We start from the raw sequence: 18,727 nt of genomic DNA, 5'->3' as shown, positions 1-18,727 counted from the left end.
TCCTTTCTAAAGCAAACTGACAAATTTGATACAAACATAGACAACAACTGTGATCAGAACAGACAAACAAATGACGAACTTCGGCTTAAACGCATGCAGCATCATGACCGTATTTTTTAAATCGAGCATCGGTCCGTATACGAGAAAAGCAAGGATGGACGAAGAAGGAAACAAATTGGAGAAGGAGGCGCCGATAAATGCATCCGCTTCAGAGCACAGTGATAAAAAGTAAGCCAGTCCCATCATGACCAATGCCGAGTCGAGCATGCCCCCTCCGAACAAAAACAGCGATTTTAACGGGAGGTAGGTTTGCACAAGTGCGGCAATTAAAGCGCCGATAATCAGAAACCTTCCCATATCAAAGAATTCGTCAACAGCGTGTTTCAGCATATCAAATAGCTTTTCCGAAAAAGGGGATTGTCTGCCGGAATGGGCGCAGTGTGCAGCTGTTATGCTGCTTTCCGTTTTCAGCTGGCTGGAGCGGAACATCATGCTGATCGCAAAAGCGATGATGACCGCTGCGGCAAAACCGACAGCAACCCTTAAAACGGCCATTCGCAAATCATTGCCAAATGCCATAAAAGTGGATAAGATGACAATCGGATTGATCAGCGGACCTGTCAACAGAAAGCCGACGCCGGCATAGATGGGAACGCCTTTTGAGACGAGCCTTCTCACGATCGGGACAATTCCGCATTCGCAAGCCGGAAAACAAGCGCCGAGCAAACAGCTGACAATTACTCCTGAAAACCTGTTTTTTGGAAAAAGCGAGCGGATGTGCTCTTCAGTCACAAAAATCTGGATGAAACCGGCGATCAATACCCCGATTAACACAAAGGGAAGAGCTTCGATTAAAATGCTGATGAAAATCGTATTCAGCTGCTGAACGGAAGCCGGAATCTGGAAGGGGAGGCCTGCGGCGAGCGATCCGCCGGCTGACACAAGGCATAGCAAAACACCGATGACAACAAGCCCGGTAAAGTCGATTAAATAACTATTAAGTGAACGAAACATCACTTTTCCTCCATCCTGAAATAGCTAATCGTAATGATTCTTTTTTAAAGGTATGCCTGTCCTTTTTTAAACATGACAACAAAAGAATGATGCCGAAGTGAAGCAGGGCTTTATTTTCTTTTTCCGCGATGTTGGTTTATAATACATATGCGATGGATGCTGCAATCATCATCACCTATCAGCTTTAAAAAGGCAGGAGGAATATTCATGAGCGTACATATTGGCGCAGAAAAAGGACAAATTGCAGAAACGGTGCTGCTGCCAGGAGACCCGCTGCGTGCAAAATATATCGCTGATACATATTTGGAAAACGTTGAATGTTATAACGAAGTACGGGGAATGTACGGCTTTACGGGCACTTATAAAGGAAAGCGCGTTTCCGTACAGGGGACAGGCATGGGTGTGCCTTCTATTTCAATTTATGTCAATGAACTGATTAGAAGCTATGATGTGAAAAACCTGATCCGCGTCGGATCGTGCGGTGCGATCAGAAAAGACGTCAATGTAAGAGATGTCATTCTGGCAATGACTTCATCAACCGATTCGCAAATCAACAGAGTGGCATTCGGATCGATCGACTTTGCGCCCTGCGCAGACTTCGGCCTGTTAAAAGCTGCTTATGACGCTGCAAGTGAGCGGAACATCCCGGTTACGGCAGGGAACGTGTTTACGGCGGATCAATTCTATAATGACGACAGCCAAATTGAGAAGCTTGCCAAACACGGAGTGCTTGCGGTCGAGATGGAAACGACGGCGCTTTATACATTAGCTGCGAAATTCGGCCGAAAAGCCCTCTCCATTTTAACGGTCAGCGATCACGTTATTACCGGCGAGGAAACAACGGCAGAAGAAAGACAGACGACCTTTAATGATATGATTCTGCTGGCTCTGGATACCGCATTGTAACCAGATACATGCACTGAAAAAGGATGGATTCGAATGAACGGAAAGTACAAATACGTGACGATTGCTTCATTGCTGAGTGCAGCGGTTCTGCTTGGCACAGGATGTACCATGACTGAACAGAAGCAAAATGACACGGCTAAAACACAGAACACTGCAAATGCAAGCAAAGATGCGAAAGACCAAAAGGACGACAGCAGCCTGGAAGATCAGGAGTTCATACTTGAGAGCAAGTATTTTAATCAAATTAAAGATGTAGACGGGCTGCCGACGATTCAAAATCCGGAAAACATACTGGCGCTTGTCAATAAAGAGTACGCGCTTCCCGGCAACTATGCACCGAGCGACCTGACAGTGCCTGATGTCGCGTTTTCTTTTACCGAGGATATCGACAAGCGGTATATCAGAAAAGAAGCCGCCAAAGCGCTTGAAGAGATGTTCAGTGCCGCGAAAAAAGAAGGCTATGAACTGGCTGCGGTGTCCGGCTACAGATCCTATGACAGACAAAAAGCGATCTATAACAACGAAGTGAGCCAAAAGGGAGAAGAAAAGGCGAAAGAAGCTGTGGCATATCCGGGTCAAAGCGAGCATCAGACAGGACTTGCGATGGATATTTCCAGCAAAAGCAACGGCTTCGCCTTATCAGAGGACTTCGGCAATACGAAAGACGGACAATGGGTCGAGAAGAACGCCTACAAATACGGCTATATCATCCGTTATCCGAAAAACAAAGAAGACATTACGAAATATAAGTATGAACCATGGCACCTGCGCTATGTAGGCAAAAAAGCGGCTAAAGTCATCCAAGAACGCGGCTTGACGCTTGAAGAGTATTTTAAACAGGTGAAAAAGATATAAAAGGGAAAAGGCCGATAGATATCGGCCTTTTCATGTTACCAAAAAAACAAACCTGCAAGGGCCACACCTGCAATTAAACCGAGGCCAAGTCCGTATACAGGGCCCCAACCCCATCCGCCGCCGTAATATCCGTAGGCGAACCCGCGGCCTCCCCGTCTGATCATCGGGGCGATATACACTTTGCTTGGTGATACACGGACGATTCTTCCGACATGGACGCGGCCTCCTTTGTCGGTGATTCTCGCAACTCTGCCAACATTTTGGTGGCAAAACCTATAATATCGGTCCACTTGAATGCTCCTTCCATCATCTAATCTATTCCTAGTCAGCTTATGATAGTTTCAATAGAAAAGGTTGGACGAAAGAAGGAGGACAAATGATGGTTTATAGATGTGATATAAAAATAATATGATCAAGAGAATCCCGGTATTTTTCCAGGTAATGCAGGTGTTTTTCCATTGTTTCATAGTTTTTGTCGGAAATCGAAGGCGACAGATCCATTTCGACGGCGTCATCAGGGTCTGCTGTGTCTTCCAATAGGACAGGGATGATGCTAACCTTTGAAAATCCTTCTTCCCGCAGGACATTGACCCATTCATTCTCGGCATTTAAAGCGGTGAATCCGTAAAAGTCCGTGATTTCTTTTTTGGCTTCGTCTGTCAGAGCGTTGCCTTCCTTAAGGCACACTTCGATCGCGATCAGCATCCCTCCGGGTTTTAAAATCCGCCGGATTTCCTGTAAAGCGGACCGGATATCTGTGAAGCTCAGTACAGATTCAGATAATACACAGGCAAAGCTTTCAGACTGAAACGGCATTTCCTCGAGTGGAGAGTGGACAATCGGAATGGATAGCTGTTCTTTTTTAAAACGCTGTCGGGCTTTATCGATCATGACCGGGTCGGCATCAAGGGCAGTGACAGGAAACAGCATCTGCCCCAAATAAGCGGCGGTCTGGCCGGTTCCGCAGCCTGCATCAAGAATCGGCTGCTCAGGGTCGATGCCGGCTTTGGCGAGCACTGCCTTTGACAGGGACATCCCGCCAGGATGAGCGGATGAGACGCCGAAGCTGGCAAGCATGTCTAAATAATCGCTCAAATTGAGATCCCTCCTTTTTTGTATGCATATGCAAAAAAGGAATAATGGTTGAAAAACGATCGAATGCCAGCAGCCCGGAAAATCGGATCCTGAGTAATTCGAGTTGACGAATAAAGATTCGTCCATGATAATATGGTAAGAAGAAAAGGTGGTGTTCGTTTGAAACAGCAGTTAAAACTCTTTTTGGCTGTATTGATTACGGCTGTCGCCGCCTCCGCACTGACGCTTTATCTGGTGGGCAAAGGCAGCGGCGGTTCAGTATATTCCGCTTCAGACTCCGAGAAATTCGAAAAGCTGATGGCGGCGTACGACAAAATCAAGAGCGACTATTATCAAAATGCAGACGATGAAAAGCTGACTGACGGGGCAATTAAAGGGATGCTTGGAGCTTTGGACGATCCATATTCAACATACATGGATAAGAAAGAAGCTAAAAGCTTTGAAGAAAGCATTACCTCTTCTTTTGAAGGAATCGGCGCCCAAGTAGAAGAAAAAAATGGACAAATTCTAATCGTCGCGCCTATTAAAGGATCTCCCGCAGAAAAAGCCGGCTTAAAGCCGCATGATGAAATTCAGAAAGTGGACGGCAAAAGCGTAAAAGGCAAGACCGTCAACGAAGCGACAGCAATGATCCGCGGCAAAAAAGGCACGAATGTCAAGCTTGTTCTCAACAGGGGAGGCGTCGGCCAAATCGATGTTACGATTAAGCGCGATACGATTCCGATCGAAACGGTGTACTCTAAAATGATCGGCGGCAACATCGGTGAAATCCAAATTACGTCTTTCTCTGAAAATACCGCTAAGGAACTGACGAAAGCCATTGATGACTTGTCTGAAAAAGGTGCGGAACGATTCGTGCTTGACCTCAGAGGAAATCCCGGCGGCCTGATGGACCAAGCGATTATGATGAGCAACATGTTTGTCGATAAAGGCAAAACCATTATGCAGGTTGAATCCAAAAACGGGAAAAAAGAAGTGTACAAAGCTGAGAAGGAACGAAAAGTGAACAAGCCGACCGTCGTTCTCGTCAACGGAGGAACGGCAAGCGCCGCTGAGATCATGGCCGCAGCACTTCACCAGTCTTCAGGCATCCCGATTGTGGGTGAAAATACGTTTGGAAAAGGAACGGTTCAAAATGCGGAGAGCTTCTCCGACGGATCGACCGTCAAGCTGACGATTGCCAAGTGGCTGACGCCAAATGGTGACTGGATTCACGAAAAAGGAATCAAACCTCAATATAAAGCGGAGCTCCCAAGCTATGCTAAACTGCCGTACCTGGATTCCAAAAAAGAGTATAAGGCAGGCAGCACCGGAGACGAAGTGAAAGCTGCCCAGCAAATGCTCCAAGCGCTCGGCTATAAGCTGAATGCGACGGGGGCATTCGACGCACAGACGGAGGCTGCCGTTAAGGCTTTTCAAAAAGACCAAAAGCTGAAAACGACAGGCATCCTAACGGGCGAGACGACGATCAGCATGACAAGTAAGCTGCAGGCTAAGCTTGCTGACAATGATACGCAGCTGGATAAAGCGATTGAGATCTTAAAAAAAGAAAAATAAAAGAAACCCTTGCGCTCACACGAAGCGCAAGGGTTTTTTGGTGATCAAGCGCTTTTTTGCACATCCTTCTTAGCATGGAACAAAAAGCTGATCACAGAATTGTGTTTTACATTTTTCACAAAAAACGGATTCAACAAGACAACGGTCAAAAGGTTGGCGGTAAGCCCCCAGAAGCCTTCGTAAATGCCGAAAGTAGCACCTGTTAAATAAACGGTAAATGTAACGGCTAGGCCGATGAGAAGACCGATGATCGTCGCTTCCTTCGTCTGGTTTTTCCAGAACAGGCTGATGACGATGGCAGGGAATATCTGCACCATGCCTGATACACCGAGAAGCTGAAGCGTTACAAGCGCTGCCGGGAACAGCATTCCGAATAAAAGGGCCAGACCGATGACGACGAATACCATCGAGCGGGTGATGATCGTCAGCTTTTGTCCCGAAACGCGGGGGTTGATCAAATCGCGGTATAAATTGTTAGCGAATAGGTTGGATGCCCCTATCGCCATAATCGAACACGGGATCAGACTTGCCAGGGCAATCGTTGAATAGGCGAATCCTTGCGTGACGCCGCCGTAGGAACTTTGAATTAAATACAGCAATGCAAATCTCGGGTTAATGTCATCAGGAAGTACGAGAAATGCGATAAAGCCTAAGAAAATGACTAAAATCAATACAATATTGTACAACGGCAGAAACATACTGTTCTTTCTGAGTGCATCCGCGCTGTTCGCCGTGAAAACGCCTGTCGCCGCATGGGCCCACATGAACAGAGCAAACGCGGAAACGATCGATGCCGTGATGAACCAGGCGATTCCGCGAGGTCCGTCAGAAGGGATTGTCAGCATATGCGGCGCTTCATTTGCCAGCTTGTCAATCATCGGCGTCCAGCCGTTAAAATGGATGAGCGGCAACGAAACGACCATAAACAGCATCATCACCCAAACTAAAATGTCTTTAATAATGGCAGTGTATGTAGGACCTTTGATGCCGCTGAAAAACGTATAAAGCGCGACAAGGACGAACGAAATGATTACGACGACATTGACGTTAATAAACCCTGTACCCGCGACTTGAAGCGTATCCTGAATTCCGCTGAGCTGCAGGCAGATATACGGGATCAGCATTAAGACGCCGACAATCGCAACAAGCGAAGACAGGAGCTTGCTGCTGAAGCGCTCCCTTGCATAATCGGCCAGCGTTGTGAGCTGGTGCACTTTCGCAACCTTCCAAATCTTCGGCAGAAAAAAATAGGCGATGAAATAGGCCAAAACCGAATAAGGAATCGCGAAAAAAGCGACGCTTCCGCTTGTAAAAGCGGTGCTTGTCAATCCTAAAAACGTGTAGGCCGTATACAAGTCGGCACCCACAAGAAACCAGACGAGCAGCCCTCCGAACCGCCTTCCGCCGACAGACCACTCTTCAACCGATTTCCGCGACTGCTTATTGCTGCCGGCGATAAACCCGATACAGACCACGGTCAAAATAATGCCGGCGGTGATGAGGAGCGCTGTTAAATTTCCCTGCATCACTCATAACCTCCGTTTCTTTTCTCAAATCTGTAAATCGCAAATGTGATCATCGGTGTCAGCACAATCCACAGCACCAGCCAAAAATGAAAAAATGGAAGTCCGAAAACGATCGGATCAATCCGGTTTACAAATGGTAGCAAGGCAAGCTGCCCGATAAAAGGGATGATGAACAAAACCCATTTAAAAAGCTGTTGATTCACCTTTTTTCCTCCTTTAGCGATTTTAATGTTCATAATCATAGCAGTTGTCAGATTTAATCACAAGATAATTATTAGAAAAAAGTGATTTTTTAAATTATTTAAACAGGCGTTCTGGCTTACATATTCGAAAGTATAACTTTACAATAATTAATATCTTGAATTCGAGATAAAACAGAATGAAGAGGATCACCATGCAGGAGACTGCTGAGTAAAAGAATGGGAAAGAGACGGGCGAACGGGGGCTTTTTGATTGATGAACCGCTGGAAAGCACCGGCGCAATGACATCGCTGAAACAAAATGGGAAAAGGAGTGAAAGGAAATGAATCATATATATGAGAAAGGGAATTCTGATACCACCCTGTTGTTATTGCATGGAACAGGGGGAAACGAACACGATCTTCTGCCGATCGGCAGGATGATTGATTCCGATGCAAATTTACTCGGAGTCAGAGGAAATGTGCTGGAAAACGGAATGCCCCGGTTTTTCAGGCGCTTGAGAGAAGGGGTGTTTGACGAGAAAGATTTGATCGACCGGACGGATGAATTAAAAGCGTTTTTAGATGAAGCCGCAAATGAATTTCACTTTGACAGGAGCCGGGTGGTCGCAATCGGTTATTCAAACGGCGCCAATATCGCGGGAAGTCTGCTGTTCCGTCATGAACGTGTACTGAAAGGGGCGATTTTGCATCATCCGATGGTTCCGTTTAGAAATCGCAAGCTCCCTGATATGACAGGCCTGCCCGTGTTCATTGGAGCCGGCAAAACAGACCCCCTCTGCCCGCCGCAGGAATCAAGCGAGCTTGCCGGCTATTTCACAAACGCCGGCGCCCAAGTGCTCCTTCACTGGGAAAGCGGCGGTCATCAGCTGACACACAGCGAGATCGACCAGGCGAAAATCTGGTATGAAAAGCATATAAAAGCATAAAAATAAACCTTAGTCCTTTTTGGGGACTAAGGTTTTTAGCGTGTTTACAGCCATGTAGATACGTCAGACACATCAAAACGATTGCTTTTGTGCGCAGGTTTGACCGGTTTTCCGATCGAAATCAGCATGACCGGTACATAACGTTCATTGATGTTGAATTCTTTAACGAACGCTTGCTTGTCAAAGCCGCCCATCGCGCATGTGTCATAGCCCATAGCTTTAGCCGCAATCATCAGCTGCATGGCCGCGAGCGATGCGTTAGTAAAGGCGGCGTCTCTTGCAAATCCGCTGTTTTGATAAGCGCCGTTGATTTGTCCGAGCAGCGTGTTTTTAATGTCTTCGGTCATATAACCTGCTTCTGTCAGAGGGCCGTATACGGCTTCACCGTTCAGGTTCGCTTGTAAGTCTCCAAGCACGGCTACAACCGCAGATGCCTGGCTGACTTGTTTTTGGTTGAACGCGATCGGAAGGAGCTTATCTTTTGATTCTTGGCTGTGGAAGACTGTAAAATGCCAGTGCTGCAGATTCCAGGCTGACGGAGCCTTTGTTGTGACGCTCAGCAGCTTTGTCAGCTCCTCTTTGGAAATGGAAACGCTTGTGTCATATTCTTTAATCGAAGTACGCTCTTCCAGAATGTTGAGAGCGGTGTTTTCTTGTGAAGACATGTGACTTCCTCCTTTGGGCTAAACATGTTATGATAGAGTCAGACAAAAAGTTAGAAACTTACTTTTTGTAACTTTATTGAGTATTTTAATGGCACACATTATATTTGTCAACTGGATATGGAGGGGTGAGAGAATTGGGGTTTACAATGTGTCCTAGAATGGAAGCCGCCTTTTCTTTACTCGGCAAACGATGGAATGGATTGATCATCCATGTATTGTTGGATGGACCTAAACGGTTTAAAGACTTGACCGAAATGATACCGATGATTAGCCAAAAAATGCTGGCTGAACGTTTAAAAGAGCTCGAACACTGCAAAATAATCGAGCGCCAAGTGCTGCCGGAAACGCCGGTAAAAGTCATCTATCAATTGACAGACAAGGGAACGGCGCTAGAGCCTGTCCTCAGAGAGATACAAACCTGGGCCGAGCATCATTGCGATCCGGAAGGGAGCTGACCGGATTGACTAGTAAAGAAAGAGTCGTCATTACAGGCGGGGCCAAAGGCATCGGAAGAGACCTTGTGACCGCCTATGCTCAAAAAGGTTTTATCGTCGTATTCGCCGATGTACTGAAGGAAGAGGGTGAACAGCTTGAAAAAGAGCTGACCGCTTCCGGAGCGCGGGTTCAGTTTGCAGCTTGTGATGTGGGATCTGAAGAAGATGTGAAACAGCTGATGCAGGAAGCTTCCCGAAACGGCCGTTCGATATCTGCGCTCATTAATAACGCGGGCAGATCAGTTTGGAAGTCCCCTTATGATTTGACGGCGGAAGAATGGGACGATGTGCTGAATACCAATTTGAAAGGCGCGTTTCTTTGCGCAAAAGAAGCCGCCAAAAAAATGAAAGAAGCGAAAACAGGCGGAGCCATCGTCAATATCGCTTCGACAAGGGCGTTTATGTCCGAGCCTGACTCGGAAGCCTATGCCGCGTCAAAAGGGGGCTTAATCGCTTTGACTCACGCATTGGCCGCGTCTTTAAGCAAAGATTCAATCGTCGTCAACAGCATTTCCCCGGGATGGATCGAAACCGGTGATGATACTGCCCTGCGGCCTATTGACCACGAACAGCATTTGTCAAACAGGGTCGGCCGCCCTCAGGATATCGTCAAAGCATGCTTTTACTTGACCGATCCGGACAATCGCTTTGTCACCGGTACAAACTTGACGGTGGACGGCGGAATGACAAAAAAAATGATTTATGAAGAATAGCCCAAACGTTTCCCGACTTTATGAATACCTTTACTATAGGCAGACATAAAGGAGGATAAAAGCCAATGAACCCTCATATGCTTTATTCGAGATCAGGTCCTGCCGGATACCCGGCCAGATTCCCGTTATTCTGGGGTTTTGGAGCGCCGCTTGTCGGCGGATTGCTGGGCGGATTTCTCGGAAGTGCGATTTTTAACTACCCAAGACCTTACGCTTACCCGCCGCCATACCCGGGACCTTACGGCGGCACGCCTTATTACGGCTACGGGTCAGCTCCTGGGGCCGTTCCGTACGGAGGTGTTCCGGGCGCAGCTCCATTCAGAGGGGCGGGACCGGGCTATTGATCAATAAGCCAATTGTTGCTGGCATCTAAATGCCGGATGTCCAATATGAAGCGGCGGCCAAAGCTTGCGAATCTTTTCGCCTTTGGCCGCCGTCTCATTCTTTCCGGATCGATCAGTCAGGGAACTGTACTTTTCCAGGTACGGTATATGCGCTTGACGTCCCGTTTTCCGGCAGTTTTTTGATCGTGTCTTTTACGACTTTTCCTCGGATATCTGTAATTCTGACTTTAAGCGGACTTGTCCCAAGATTGGTGCTGACGAAATGGTTGTAGTCCGTTTTCTCCATGTTGATCCACTTTCCGCCTTTGTAATATTCCATTTTCATGACGGGATATTTGTGATTTCTGACTTGGATTGCCGCCCACCACTGGCTGCTGCCTTCTTTGATCCGGTAAGTGAAATTGCCGGTAATCGGCGCTTTGACTACACGCCATTTAATGTTGATTTTGCCGTCTTTCATATCGCCGATCTGGCGAAAAGCGTTCGGTGAAAGGTCAAGAGCTCCCGGCGCGCCTTCAGGATACAGATCGGTCACATAGACGGTCGTTTTTCCTTTCGGCCCTTCAACCCGCAGATAGGCGCCGGCAAGAGCTGCTTTCACTCCGCGGTAATTCATATCTGTCGGATTTAAAGCGGTGATCTTCATATTGGACGGAATAGGATCCAAAAGCAATGCACCGCCGGAGTAACCCGACCCCGTGTAAGTGGCGTAGCCCTTATGCAGTGAGTTGTATGCTGCAGAAGCTTGAGGTGAAAAACAAAGGATCGTCAAAAACATTGCTGTGATCAATAAGCTGATTTTCTTTTTCATATCCATCCTCCTGTTTTATAAATTGAGAACCATTATCATTATAAGGACTAACTGACAACAGCCGAAAGAGCAAATAGTTACAGAGATTTTTTAAGGAATAATGACTACCACCGTTGAAATGTAAAAGTTCAGCCGCATGTCAGGCAAATGAGGTGATCATCCTTGAGGACTAGTGTTAAAATGGTACAGGAAGAAAAAAAACAGCCTGCTTTGCCAAGCTGGCCGTTTTCAAAACGTGATGTCGATTTCAGACAGGTTAAAGTCCTCATTTTTTAAGAACATCACTTCTAAAATGCCGTCTTTAAATATTGCTTTCGTACCCTTTCTGCGCACTAGAGAGGGGAGAACGACTTTTTCCTGCCGCCCTTTTTCAGGGTAGTTTTCTATGATCAGGGTTTGTGAAGTATGTTTAATTTTCAGAAGGTTAAGCTGTTCTTTGGTGAGCGGTATTTTAACAAATACATGGCTTGTCGTTTCAAAAATATCAATCGGATCAGATTCATCTGCCGCCTGTGTTTCTTTTGAGAGAGGGTCACGAAAAGGAAATTGAACTGCATACCCCGGGCCGAAAACGCTTTTCATCATGTGGTGGATATACTGCTCCACATCTTTCGGGTCAGCGTTTTTTAATCCGTCCTTGGAAAACTGCTGAAATGGAAAAAAGCGTTGCCAATCAAACACGATCACACTTCCTTTCACATAGACGGTACAGTATATGCAAAAAAGTGCGGAAAGTGATGAGAAGAAAGGAAAGAAACAGACATGAATCATTCATCTCAAACGAAAGGAATCATTTACACAGCGCTTTCTTATCTGCTGTGGGGGCTCCTTCCTTTATATTGGAAAGTGCTCGATCAGACGGCTGCGCTCGATATACTGGCGCACCGGATTATCTGGTCATTTGTTTTCATGTGCGGCGTGCTTCTCGTTTTGCGGCAGTGGAAAAACGGAGTCAAAGCATTTCGCGCGCTTTCGGGAAACCGTAAGGAATTTGTACCGCTCATTTTGTCGTCCGTTCTGATTTCGATCAATTGGTATGTCTACATATGGGCTGTCAGCAACGGTTATATTCTTGAAGCGAGCCTGGGCTATTACATCAATCCGCTCGTATCGATCGTGCTCGGAATTGTCTTTTTAAAGGAAAAGCTGACGCGGATGCAGGGAGCGGCAGTTCTTCTCGCTGCCTTCGGCGTGCTTATTTCCGCCTTCCAGTACGGTTCCGTGCCGTACATCGCCCTGATACTTGCATTCAGTTTCGGGCTCTACGGACTGGCGAAAAAGCGGACATCGCTCTCAAGCGCCATAGGACTTACCCTGGAAACGATGATGATCGCTCCGGTTGCAGTGATCTATCTGTTGTTCTTCAGCCATCCGGAAAAGGCTCAAGCCGCTTCAGGGAGCATCGGCATGATGGTACTGCTGTTTTTGGCAGGAGTGTTAACTGCGATTCCGCTGCTTTTATTTGCGGAAGGTGCGAAAAAACTTCCGCTTTATCAAGTCGGCATTTTGCAATATATCGCTCCGACCATTACATTATGCTTAGGCGTGTTCGTCTACCATGAACCGTTCAGCAGCAGTAAGGTCTTTACGTTTACCTGCATATGGGCGGCGCTGATTTTGTTTACACTTTCGCAATTTCAATGGAAGAAACCGGAGAAGGTATTTTTAAAAAGAAAAAATTCCTTTCACCCGTAAGCCCTTTTTCTTTTCAATAAGCACTGATTATGTATAATTAAACATTATTGAAGCAATTCGGAGGTTATTCCGTCATGGCAGACGAACTAGAGCTTTTCCGGGCGTATAAAACCCTTTGGAAAAACCGGACGATGGACGGAGAAGGCAGGCAGGCGCTTCATCGGGCGATTGATGATGAGTTGAACGACCTCCGCACCCATCCAAGGCTCAGAAAGACGAAGCACGAAAAATACTATCAATCAATCCGGCGCATTGTGAATTCACAATTGGAACCAGATATGAAGCTCAAGCTGATTGAATGGCATACGGAACGATTGGAGTTATTAACAAACGAAGAAAGCAGGGAGTAACATGAAAGCAATAATAAAAGAAGATGTGCAGGCTTCTTTGGAAACATTTTTAAACCAGCCTGTTTACATTCATTTGGAGACGACAACCGGATCGTATTCCGCGCATAAAGATGAGCAGAACATGACCGTGGTGGCGTATATCAGAAACGCGAAGGTGACATGCTCCCGCGCCAAAATCACGGGCGAGGGGCCATTTCGCGCCGGTTTGAAAATCGAAGACGGCTGGATCTACGCCGAAGGCCTGACGGATTATACGGTTGATGATGAAGGAAGGTTGCTTCTCGCCGGCTATTTGCCGGGCGGCAAACTCGCCATTTCGCTTCAAATCAGCAAAAAGCCATTTGCAGTCTAAAAAGAAGGTGTTATAGATGAAAAAACATTTACTCGTGATCTTGCCGCATCCTGACGATGAATCTTTCGGAGTCGCCGGCTTGATCGCCTTAAACCGAAAAGAAGATATACCTGTAACATACGCGTGCCTGACGCTGGGCGAGATGGGAAGAAATATGGGAGACCCGCTTTTTGCCAACAGGGAAACCCTTCCGCTGCTCAGAAAGCAAGAGCTGATCGACGCCTGCAGGGAAATGGATGTACAGGACTTGCGCATGCTCGGATACCGCGATAAAACGCTCGAATTCGAGGATGAAGAAAAACTGGCCGATCGAATAGAGGCTGTCATTGATGATGTAAACCCGAGCCTTGTTGTGACGTTTTATCCGGGACACGGCGTTCATCCTGACCATGATGCGTGCGGTGCCGCGGTTATCAGGGCATTATCGCGGAAAAAGAAAGAAGACCGGCCGCGCGTCTTATGCATGGCCATCACCCACCACAGGGAAGAGGTTCTTGGCAAACCTGATGTCGTTCTTGATATCAAAGAAGCCGCAGATATTAAAATGAACGCGCTCAAAGCGCATAAATCTCAAACAGGCGGCTTTATGAAAGAAATCGAGAAAAAACTCGCCAATGGCGAGCCGGTTGTTGAGACATGGTTTGAAAAAGAAACATTTTGGACCTATCAATGGAATGATTAAAATGATCAAAAAAGGTGTCGGGCATATGAGCCCGGCACCTTTTTACACGCTTTGAGTGTGAATATAGCGGTTTTGAATGCGTTTGAGCCTAAAGAACAGCCCGACTGCACCGGCTGCGAGCCCCGTGATCAGTCCGATCCAGTACCCGAAAGCTCCGAATGAAGTATACGTTCCGATCACAAAACCGACCGGAAGCCCGATAATCCAATACGAGACGAGAGCTGTGACAAGCGTGTAGTTAACATCTTTATATCCTCTGAGCGCTCCTTGAATCGGAGCGGCGATGGCATCTGACAGCTGAAAAAACAACGCAAACAGCAAGAAGTCCTTTGTCAGAAGCAGCACATCCCGGTCAGCCGCATACAAGCCGGCAATTTGCTCTCTGAACAGTAAAATGATGAGTGCGGTGAATAATGAAAAACCGACCGCTATTGAAATGCCGAGATAGCTGTAAGTTCTCGAGTCTTTAAACCGTTTTGCTCCGGCCTCAAAGCCGACGACAATTGTCAGCGTCATCGATACGCTCAATGGAAGCATGTAAAGAAGCGAAGCGAAATTCATTGCCGCCTGATGGGAAGCGATCGTGACCGTGTCAAAATGGCTCATCAGCAAAGTGACAGCTGCGAATATACTCGTCTCAAAGAAGATGGCGAAACCGATCGGAATGCCGATCTTCAGCAGTTTCATACTTTCAGCAAAAGAAAATGAATAGAATGTTCCAAAAATCCTAAACTGGTGAAACGGCGTCTTTTTGTGGACGATGTATAAAGAGATCAGACAAATGCACCAATATGTGATGGCGGAAGCCATACCGGCTCCTGCTCCTCCAAGCTTTGGAAAGCCGAAGTTCCCGAAAATGAACAAATAATTCAAAACAAAATTAATGGGCAGAGAACAGAGCGTAACCAGCATCGTCACCCGCGTTTTTCCGAGTGAATCAATAAAGCAGCGCATCACATTGTAAACAAACAGCGGCAATATGCCGAGCCCGATGCAGATTAAATATTGCTTTGCGATGACCGCTACCTTCTGTTCAAGATCGAGATTCTCAAGCACCGGATCAATCAGTAAGTACCCGGAGACGATCACGGCAATGCTGATGATTCCGGCCACATAAATCGATTGAATAACAGTATAAGGGACATCCTTTTGCCGCTTGGCCCCCATCAGTTGGGCGACCATCGGTGTTACAGCCGTCAAAATGCCGGCAAGCCCTGTATAAACCGGGGTCCACAAACTCGAGCCGATTGCGACGCCGGCGAGGTCGGCGGCACTGACTTTGCCTGACATCACCGTGTCGAGAACCGTAATGAGCGACAGTCCCGCTTGCGTAATCAAAATCGGAATTAAAATCGTTAAAAACTGCCTTGTTTTCTCCCGCAAATCCTTTGTTTCCCTCATATCAGTTCCCCGTTTCTTTTGGATAACGAGAGAAATTATAACACGTTATGTATAAAATGCAATAAATGTCTGTTCAATCTTTTTTCGCCTGTTTTGCTTTTTTAAACATTTGCACATAAATAAAGGAAAGAGAAAGAATTCCTAAACACGTACATAAATATTGACATATTTTTTGAATGGCCAAGAAGATTCACCTCCATATCTTAAAATGCGTCATAAAAGGAGGAAACATGCATGAAAGCGGCGGTAATAAACCGGAAGTTTTTTTATGTGTTTTCTAATAGTAAATAACGACTATTGATATACAAAAACGAATGAGTATTAAGTGTTAATTTTACATTTATCTTTATATTAAGATAGGAAATAAGAATCTATAGATGAAATAGTAAAACGCCGTTCGATCTAAAAAAAAGATACTCCCAATTCCGGATGTTGGCAAAAAAAATGTATGATATAGTCAATTTATGGTTTCGTGGAGGAATTTGTGCTGAAATGTAGAATGTATGAGTGATCCTGATCTTTGCTTTTCGATTAGGCAATAGATGAGGATTGATCGGCGATTTACGGTAAACTAATGAATAAGAATACGCAGTTTTTACACCCTCAACTTGAACGCTGGGCTTGACCGTTTGATCCGAAAAAGAAAATCGGCTGTAAAACGGCACAGAAATCCGCATGTTACGGCGTCTATTCGGGCTGTTTCGGCACATGCAGCATATCCAGTTAACTCCTTTTCGCTGTTTTTCACCATGAACCTCTGATTTTAAAACAACTGATCATCGTATTTCCGAAAACTTAAAACTCAAACCTTTGCAAAAAAAGCACCCGATATCTCGAGCATTGAAAAAAGTGTTGATTTTTGTCAATGTGCCTATCAGTCTGTATTTTTAATAAGAAATTTGTAAAAAGGCAAAAAGACTATTAAAAAAATATAAATTAGACCGATACAAATCGTGAATTGCATTTTTTGCTTAAGAATATAAAAGGGGGCTTTCAGCCAAAGGCCATCCATACGGTGATCAGATCACCTGCCTGACCGGCTGGATAAAGTCTTAAGCAATGGCAAATGTAATGGCATACATAGAGAGAACGAAAATGAAACGGGAGGTTAAGAGGTTATGAAGAAGAAGATAGCAGTAGGTTTGGCGGCCTCTGCGGTAGTTGGAACTTCATTGGCGGCGTCACCGGTAGAAGCCCAAACCATCAAGGTGAAAAGCGGAGACTCACTGTGGAAGCTTTCAGCTGAGTACAATACCAGTGTTTCGGCACTTCAATCAGCCAACAATCTTTCATCTACAGTTATTTATGTCGGACAAACTTTAAAAGTACCGGACGGCAAGTCAAAAAGCAGCTCACAGACAAAATCCGCAAGTTCCAGCTCAAGCTCAAGCACTGCAAAGTCAACTTACACAGTGAAATTAGGAGATTCCTTGTGGCTGATTGCCAAAGACTACAAAACAACCGTAAAAGAGATTAAAAACTTAAACGGTCTGAGCAGCGATATGATTTACCCGGGACAAAAGCTGGTTATTAAAGGAAGCGCGAAAAACACCGGTTCCAGCTCTGGCTCAAGTTCGAGTTCCAGTTCGAAATCATCCAGCTCATCCTCAAGCTCGCAAAGTTCAAGCAGCACATACAAAGTCAAATTGGGCGATTCTTTATGGAAAATTGCCAATAATTTGAATATGACAATCGCCGAAATCAAAACGCTGAACAACTTGAAGTCGGACACGATCTACCCGAACCAGGTTCTTAAAGTGAAAGGAACGGTTTCCAGCGGAAGCAAAACATCTTCTGGTTCGTCTTCAAATTCTTCATCAAGTAAAACGAACACAAGCAGCAGTTCAAAAACGACCACTTACACGGTTAAACCAGGCGATTCTCTGTGGAAAATTGCAAATTCGATGAATGTGACAGTACAAAGCATCAGAGAAGCTAATCGATTAAAAACAGATGTCCTGCAAGTCGGCCAGAAGCTTAAAATCTCCGGTGCATCGACTTCCGGATCATCTGGCAGCCCGTCTTCCAGCTCGCCGAACTCTTCAGTTTCAACCGGCACTTCGACAAGTGCAAAGGTCGAACGGATGATTGCAGAAGCAGAAAAGCATATCGGCGTGCCTTACAGATGGGGAGGCAACAACCCTTCAGGCTTTGACTGCAGCGGATTCATCTATTACACGTTGAACAAAGTCACATCTGTCTCAAGGCTGAGCGCAGCCGGATACTGGAGCGTCATGTCACCAGTCAGCCAACCTTCAAGAGGAGACTTCGTTTTCTTCCAAACATATAAAGCGGGCCCTTCACACGTCGGCATTTATTTAGGAAACAACAAGTTTATCAATGCCAACGATTCCGGTGTCACTGTCAGCGACATGAACAATTCCTACTGGAAACAGCGCTATCTCGGCGCAAAACGGTATTCATTCTAAAAAAGCCATTTTATATGGCTTTTTTTTTGCGTGTTTTCAGGATAGGAAGGACAGGTTTAATGCCCCTCTTCGTTGTCTAAACTGAAAAGAAAAGCGAAGGGGGGAGCCGTTTGAGAACATTACATTACATATTGCTCACATGTATGGCCGTTTGTTTGGCAGCTGCATGCACACAGCAGAAAGAAATTCAGCAAAAAAATGTCGAACAGGAACATAGAGTAACCTTTGAAGCGATGACACAGCCGTTAAAAGTACCGCTGATCAAACGCGACGGTACGGAAACCGGTTTTATAGAAGTGTCTGAATCTGCTGCAGAAGGCCTTGATATCAGAGTCAGCGCCCATAATCTGCCGCCGGGAATGCTTGCTTTTCATATTCATGAAACGGGCGTGTGTAAAAAGCCTGATTTTGAAAGTGCGGGTGCTCATTTCAATCCTGACCAAAAGGAGCACGGCTTTCACAATCCGAAAGGACCGCATGCCGGTGATTTGCCGAATATTGAAGTCGGAGCCGACGGCAAAGTCGACGTTATCGTAAATGCGCCGGACGTCACCCTCGATCAGAAAAGCAAGTTCAGTCTGCTTGATCATGACGGAAGTGCTTTCGTCATTCATGAGCATCAGGATGATGATCTGACAAATCCATCCGGAAACTCCGGAGCCCGGATGGTTTGCGGAGCGCTGACGAACACCGGAAAAAAGTGAATCGG

At 46.0% G+C, this 18,727-nt stretch carries 22 protein-coding genes; 13 read left to right on the top strand and 9 right to left on the bottom strand.

Translation table 11 applies throughout. The features are described from left to right. Positions 1–6 precede the first annotated feature (6 nt). A complete protein-coding gene (locus LQ247_RS14395) occupies positions 7–1,014 on the bottom strand; it encodes a permease (protein WP_020451841.1) in 1,008 nt (335 codons plus the stop codon). Between the two features lie 207 nt (positions 1,015–1,221). Here LQ247_RS14395 and deoD point away from each other — a divergent pair, with 207 nt between their 5' ends. Continuing rightward, positions 1,222–1,920, top strand: coding sequence for a purine-nucleoside phosphorylase (gene deoD / locus LQ247_RS14390; RefSeq protein ID WP_003182742.1), 699 nt, complete (start codon positions 1,222–1,224; stop codon positions 1,918–1,920). A gap of 33 nt (positions 1,921–1,953) precedes the next feature. Further along, complete coding sequence (locus LQ247_RS14385; RefSeq protein WP_025811280.1) at positions 1,954–2,775, top strand: M15 family metallopeptidase; 822 nt, start codon at positions 1,954–1,956, stop codon at positions 2,773–2,775. Positions 2,776–2,810: 35 nt separating this feature from the next. Here LQ247_RS14385 and LQ247_RS14380 read toward each other — a convergent pair whose 3' ends face one another. Next, positions 2,811–3,065 (bottom strand): hypothetical protein, encoded by a 255-nt coding sequence (locus tag LQ247_RS14380; protein ID WP_020451839.1) that lies wholly within the window; start codon positions 3,063–3,065, stop codon positions 2,811–2,813. A gap of 94 nt (positions 3,066–3,159) precedes the next feature. After that, complete coding sequence (locus LQ247_RS14375; protein WP_026579549.1) at positions 3,160–3,870, bottom strand: class I SAM-dependent methyltransferase; 711 nt, start codon at positions 3,868–3,870, stop codon at positions 3,160–3,162. A gap of 159 nt (positions 3,871–4,029) precedes the next feature. On the opposite strand from LQ247_RS14375, the gene LQ247_RS14370 reads away from it, so the two are divergent. Further along, a complete protein-coding gene (locus LQ247_RS14370) occupies positions 4,030–5,427 on the top strand; it encodes a S41 family peptidase (protein ID WP_020451837.1) in 1,398 nt (465 codons plus the stop codon). A 44-nt stretch (positions 5,428–5,471) separates the two neighbouring features. Here the strand turns inward: LQ247_RS14370 and LQ247_RS14365 are convergent, their stop codons facing one another. Both LQ247_RS14365 and LQ247_RS14360 read right to left on the bottom strand, forming a co-directional pair. Beyond that, positions 5,472–6,953 (bottom strand): sodium:solute symporter family protein, encoded by a 1,482-nt coding sequence (locus LQ247_RS14365; RefSeq protein ID WP_023857371.1) that lies wholly within the window; start codon positions 6,951–6,953, stop codon positions 5,472–5,474. Continuing rightward, positions 6,953–7,156, bottom strand: a complete 204-nt coding sequence (locus tag LQ247_RS14360) for a DUF3311 domain-containing protein (protein WP_020451835.1) — start codon at positions 7,154–7,156, stop codon at positions 6,953–6,955. The genes LQ247_RS14365 and LQ247_RS14360 overlap by 1 nt, the downstream gene beginning before the upstream one ends. A gap of 320 nt (positions 7,157–7,476) precedes the next feature. On the opposite strand from LQ247_RS14360, the gene LQ247_RS14355 reads away from it, so the two are divergent. Then, the gene (locus LQ247_RS14355; protein WP_020451834.1) at positions 7,477–8,082 is read left to right on the top strand and encodes an alpha/beta hydrolase; all 606 of its coding nucleotides are present in this window, start codon (positions 7,477–7,479) and stop codon (positions 8,080–8,082) included. Between the two features lie 44 nt (positions 8,083–8,126). Here the strand turns inward: LQ247_RS14355 and LQ247_RS14350 are convergent, their stop codons facing one another. Continuing rightward, a complete protein-coding gene (locus LQ247_RS14350) occupies positions 8,127–8,747 on the bottom strand; it encodes a nitroreductase family protein (protein ID WP_020451833.1) in 621 nt (206 codons plus the stop codon). Positions 8,748–8,881: 134 nt separating this feature from the next. Here LQ247_RS14350 and LQ247_RS14345 point away from each other — a divergent pair, with 134 nt between their 5' ends. From LQ247_RS14345 to LQ247_RS14335, 3 genes are all read left to right on the top strand, one after another. Next, positions 8,882–9,202, top strand: a complete 321-nt coding sequence (locus tag LQ247_RS14345) for a winged helix-turn-helix transcriptional regulator (RefSeq protein ID WP_023857369.1) — start codon at positions 8,882–8,884, stop codon at positions 9,200–9,202. A 5-nt stretch (positions 9,203–9,207) separates the two neighbouring features. Beyond that, positions 9,208–9,954 (top strand): SDR family oxidoreductase, encoded by a 747-nt coding sequence (locus LQ247_RS14340; RefSeq protein WP_231006199.1) that lies wholly within the window; start codon positions 9,208–9,210, stop codon positions 9,952–9,954. Positions 9,955–10,019: 65 nt separating this feature from the next. Next, positions 10,020–10,298 (top strand): hypothetical protein, encoded by a 279-nt coding sequence (locus LQ247_RS14335; RefSeq protein ID WP_023857367.1) that lies wholly within the window; start codon positions 10,020–10,022, stop codon positions 10,296–10,298. 112 nt (positions 10,299–10,410) lie between these two features. Here the strand turns inward: LQ247_RS14335 and LQ247_RS14330 are convergent, their stop codons facing one another. Then, positions 10,411–11,109: an expansin EXLX1 family cellulose-binding protein gene (locus LQ247_RS14330; protein WP_020451830.1), complete on the bottom strand. Its 699-nt coding sequence runs from the start codon at positions 11,107–11,109 to the stop codon at positions 10,411–10,413. A 228-nt stretch (positions 11,110–11,337) separates the two neighbouring features. Continuing rightward, complete coding sequence (locus LQ247_RS14325) at positions 11,338–11,790, bottom strand: germination protein GerT (RefSeq protein WP_020451829.1); 453 nt, start codon at positions 11,788–11,790, stop codon at positions 11,338–11,340. Between the two features lie 81 nt (positions 11,791–11,871). Between LQ247_RS14325 and rarD the strand changes: the two genes are divergently transcribed. The 4 genes from rarD to bshB2 all read left to right on the top strand — a co-directional run bounded on the left by rarD (position 11,872) and on the right by bshB2 (position 14,188). Then, positions 11,872–12,804 carry an EamA family transporter RarD gene (rarD, locus tag LQ247_RS14320; protein ID WP_020451828.1) on the top strand — a complete coding sequence of 311 codons (933 nt, stop codon included), beginning with the start codon at positions 11,872–11,874 and terminating at the stop codon, positions 12,802–12,804. 74 nt (positions 12,805–12,878) lie between these two features. Continuing rightward, positions 12,879–13,154, top strand: coding sequence for a hypothetical protein (locus LQ247_RS14315; protein WP_023857365.1), 276 nt, complete (start codon positions 12,879–12,881; stop codon positions 13,152–13,154). Between the two features lies 1 nt (position 13,155). Beyond that, positions 13,156–13,506: a YojF family protein gene (locus LQ247_RS14310; protein WP_020451827.1), complete on the top strand. Its 351-nt coding sequence runs from the start codon at positions 13,156–13,158 to the stop codon at positions 13,504–13,506. Positions 13,507–13,522: 16 nt separating this feature from the next. After that, entirely contained in the window at positions 13,523–14,188 is a 666-nt protein-coding gene (gene bshB2 / locus LQ247_RS14305) for a bacillithiol biosynthesis deacetylase BshB2 (RefSeq protein WP_025811289.1), read from the top strand. 42 nt (positions 14,189–14,230) lie between these two features. Here the strand turns inward: bshB2 and LQ247_RS14300 are convergent, their stop codons facing one another. After that, on the bottom strand, positions 14,231–15,589 hold the full coding sequence (locus tag LQ247_RS14300) for an MATE family efflux transporter (RefSeq protein ID WP_023857362.1): 1,359 nt from the start codon (positions 15,587–15,589) through the stop codon (positions 14,231–14,233). Between the two features lie 1,118 nt (positions 15,590–16,707). Between LQ247_RS14300 and LQ247_RS14295 the strand changes: the two genes are divergently transcribed. Both LQ247_RS14295 and LQ247_RS14290 read left to right on the top strand, forming a co-directional pair. Next, entirely contained in the window at positions 16,708–18,018 is a 1,311-nt protein-coding gene (locus tag LQ247_RS14295; RefSeq protein WP_023857359.1) for a C40 family peptidase, read from the top strand. Between the two features lie 143 nt (positions 18,019–18,161). Beyond that, complete coding sequence (locus tag LQ247_RS14290) at positions 18,162–18,722, top strand: superoxide dismutase family protein (RefSeq protein WP_407640594.1); 561 nt, start codon at positions 18,162–18,164, stop codon at positions 18,720–18,722. The last annotated feature ends 5 nt before the right edge of the window (positions 18,723–18,727 follow it).

Origin of the sequence: Bacillus sp. BS3(2021) (assembly GCF_021043345.1) — a bacterium.
Lineage (GTDB): Bacteria > Bacillota > Bacilli > Bacillales > Bacillaceae > Bacillus > Bacillus paralicheniformis.
Note: the sequence above shows the minus strand (reverse complement) of the source record. Positions and strands in the feature narration are given on the sequence as shown.

What these genes read in the sequence shown, in the direction of transcription:
- LQ247_RS14395 (WP_020451841.1), bottom strand. Translation starts at nt 1,014, where the DNA reads ATGTTTCGTTCACTTAATAGTTATTTAATCGACTTTACCGGGCTTGTT.
- deoD (WP_003182742.1), top strand. Translation starts at nt 1,222, where the DNA reads ATGAGCGTACATATTGGCGCAGAAAAAGGACAAATTGCAGAAACGGTG.
- LQ247_RS14385 (WP_025811280.1), top strand. Translation starts at nt 1,954, where the DNA reads ATGAACGGAAAGTACAAATACGTGACGATTGCTTCATTGCTGAGTGCA.
- LQ247_RS14365 (WP_023857371.1), bottom strand. Translation starts at nt 6,953, where the DNA reads ATGCAGGGAAATTTAACAGCGCTCCTCATCACCGCCGGCATTATTTTG.
- LQ247_RS14355 (WP_020451834.1), top strand. Translation starts at nt 7,477, where the DNA reads ATGAATCATATATATGAGAAAGGGAATTCTGATACCACCCTGTTGTTA.
- LQ247_RS14350 (WP_020451833.1), bottom strand. Translation starts at nt 8,747, where the DNA reads ATGTCTTCACAAGAAAACACCGCTCTCAACATTCTGGAAGAGCGTACT.
- LQ247_RS14335 (WP_023857367.1), top strand. Translation starts at nt 10,020, where the DNA reads ATGAACCCTCATATGCTTTATTCGAGATCAGGTCCTGCCGGATACCCG.
- LQ247_RS14330 (WP_020451830.1), bottom strand. Translation starts at nt 11,109, where the DNA reads ATGAAAAAGAAAATCAGCTTATTGATCACAGCAATGTTTTTGACGATC.
- rarD (WP_020451828.1), top strand. Translation starts at nt 11,872, where the DNA reads ATGAATCATTCATCTCAAACGAAAGGAATCATTTACACAGCGCTTTCT.
- LQ247_RS14315 (WP_023857365.1), top strand. Translation starts at nt 12,879, where the DNA reads ATGGCAGACGAACTAGAGCTTTTCCGGGCGTATAAAACCCTTTGGAAA.
- LQ247_RS14310 (WP_020451827.1), top strand. Translation starts at nt 13,156, where the DNA reads ATGAAAGCAATAATAAAAGAAGATGTGCAGGCTTCTTTGGAAACATTT.
- bshB2 (WP_025811289.1), top strand. Translation starts at nt 13,523, where the DNA reads ATGAAAAAACATTTACTCGTGATCTTGCCGCATCCTGACGATGAATCT.
- LQ247_RS14300 (WP_023857362.1), bottom strand. Translation starts at nt 15,589, where the DNA reads ATGAGGGAAACAAAGGATTTGCGGGAGAAAACAAGGCAGTTTTTAACG.
- LQ247_RS14295 (WP_023857359.1), top strand. Translation starts at nt 16,708, where the DNA reads ATGAAGAAGAAGATAGCAGTAGGTTTGGCGGCCTCTGCGGTAGTTGGA.
- LQ247_RS14290 (WP_407640594.1), top strand. Translation starts at nt 18,162, where the DNA reads ATGGCCGTTTGTTTGGCAGCTGCATGCACACAGCAGAAAGAAATTCAG.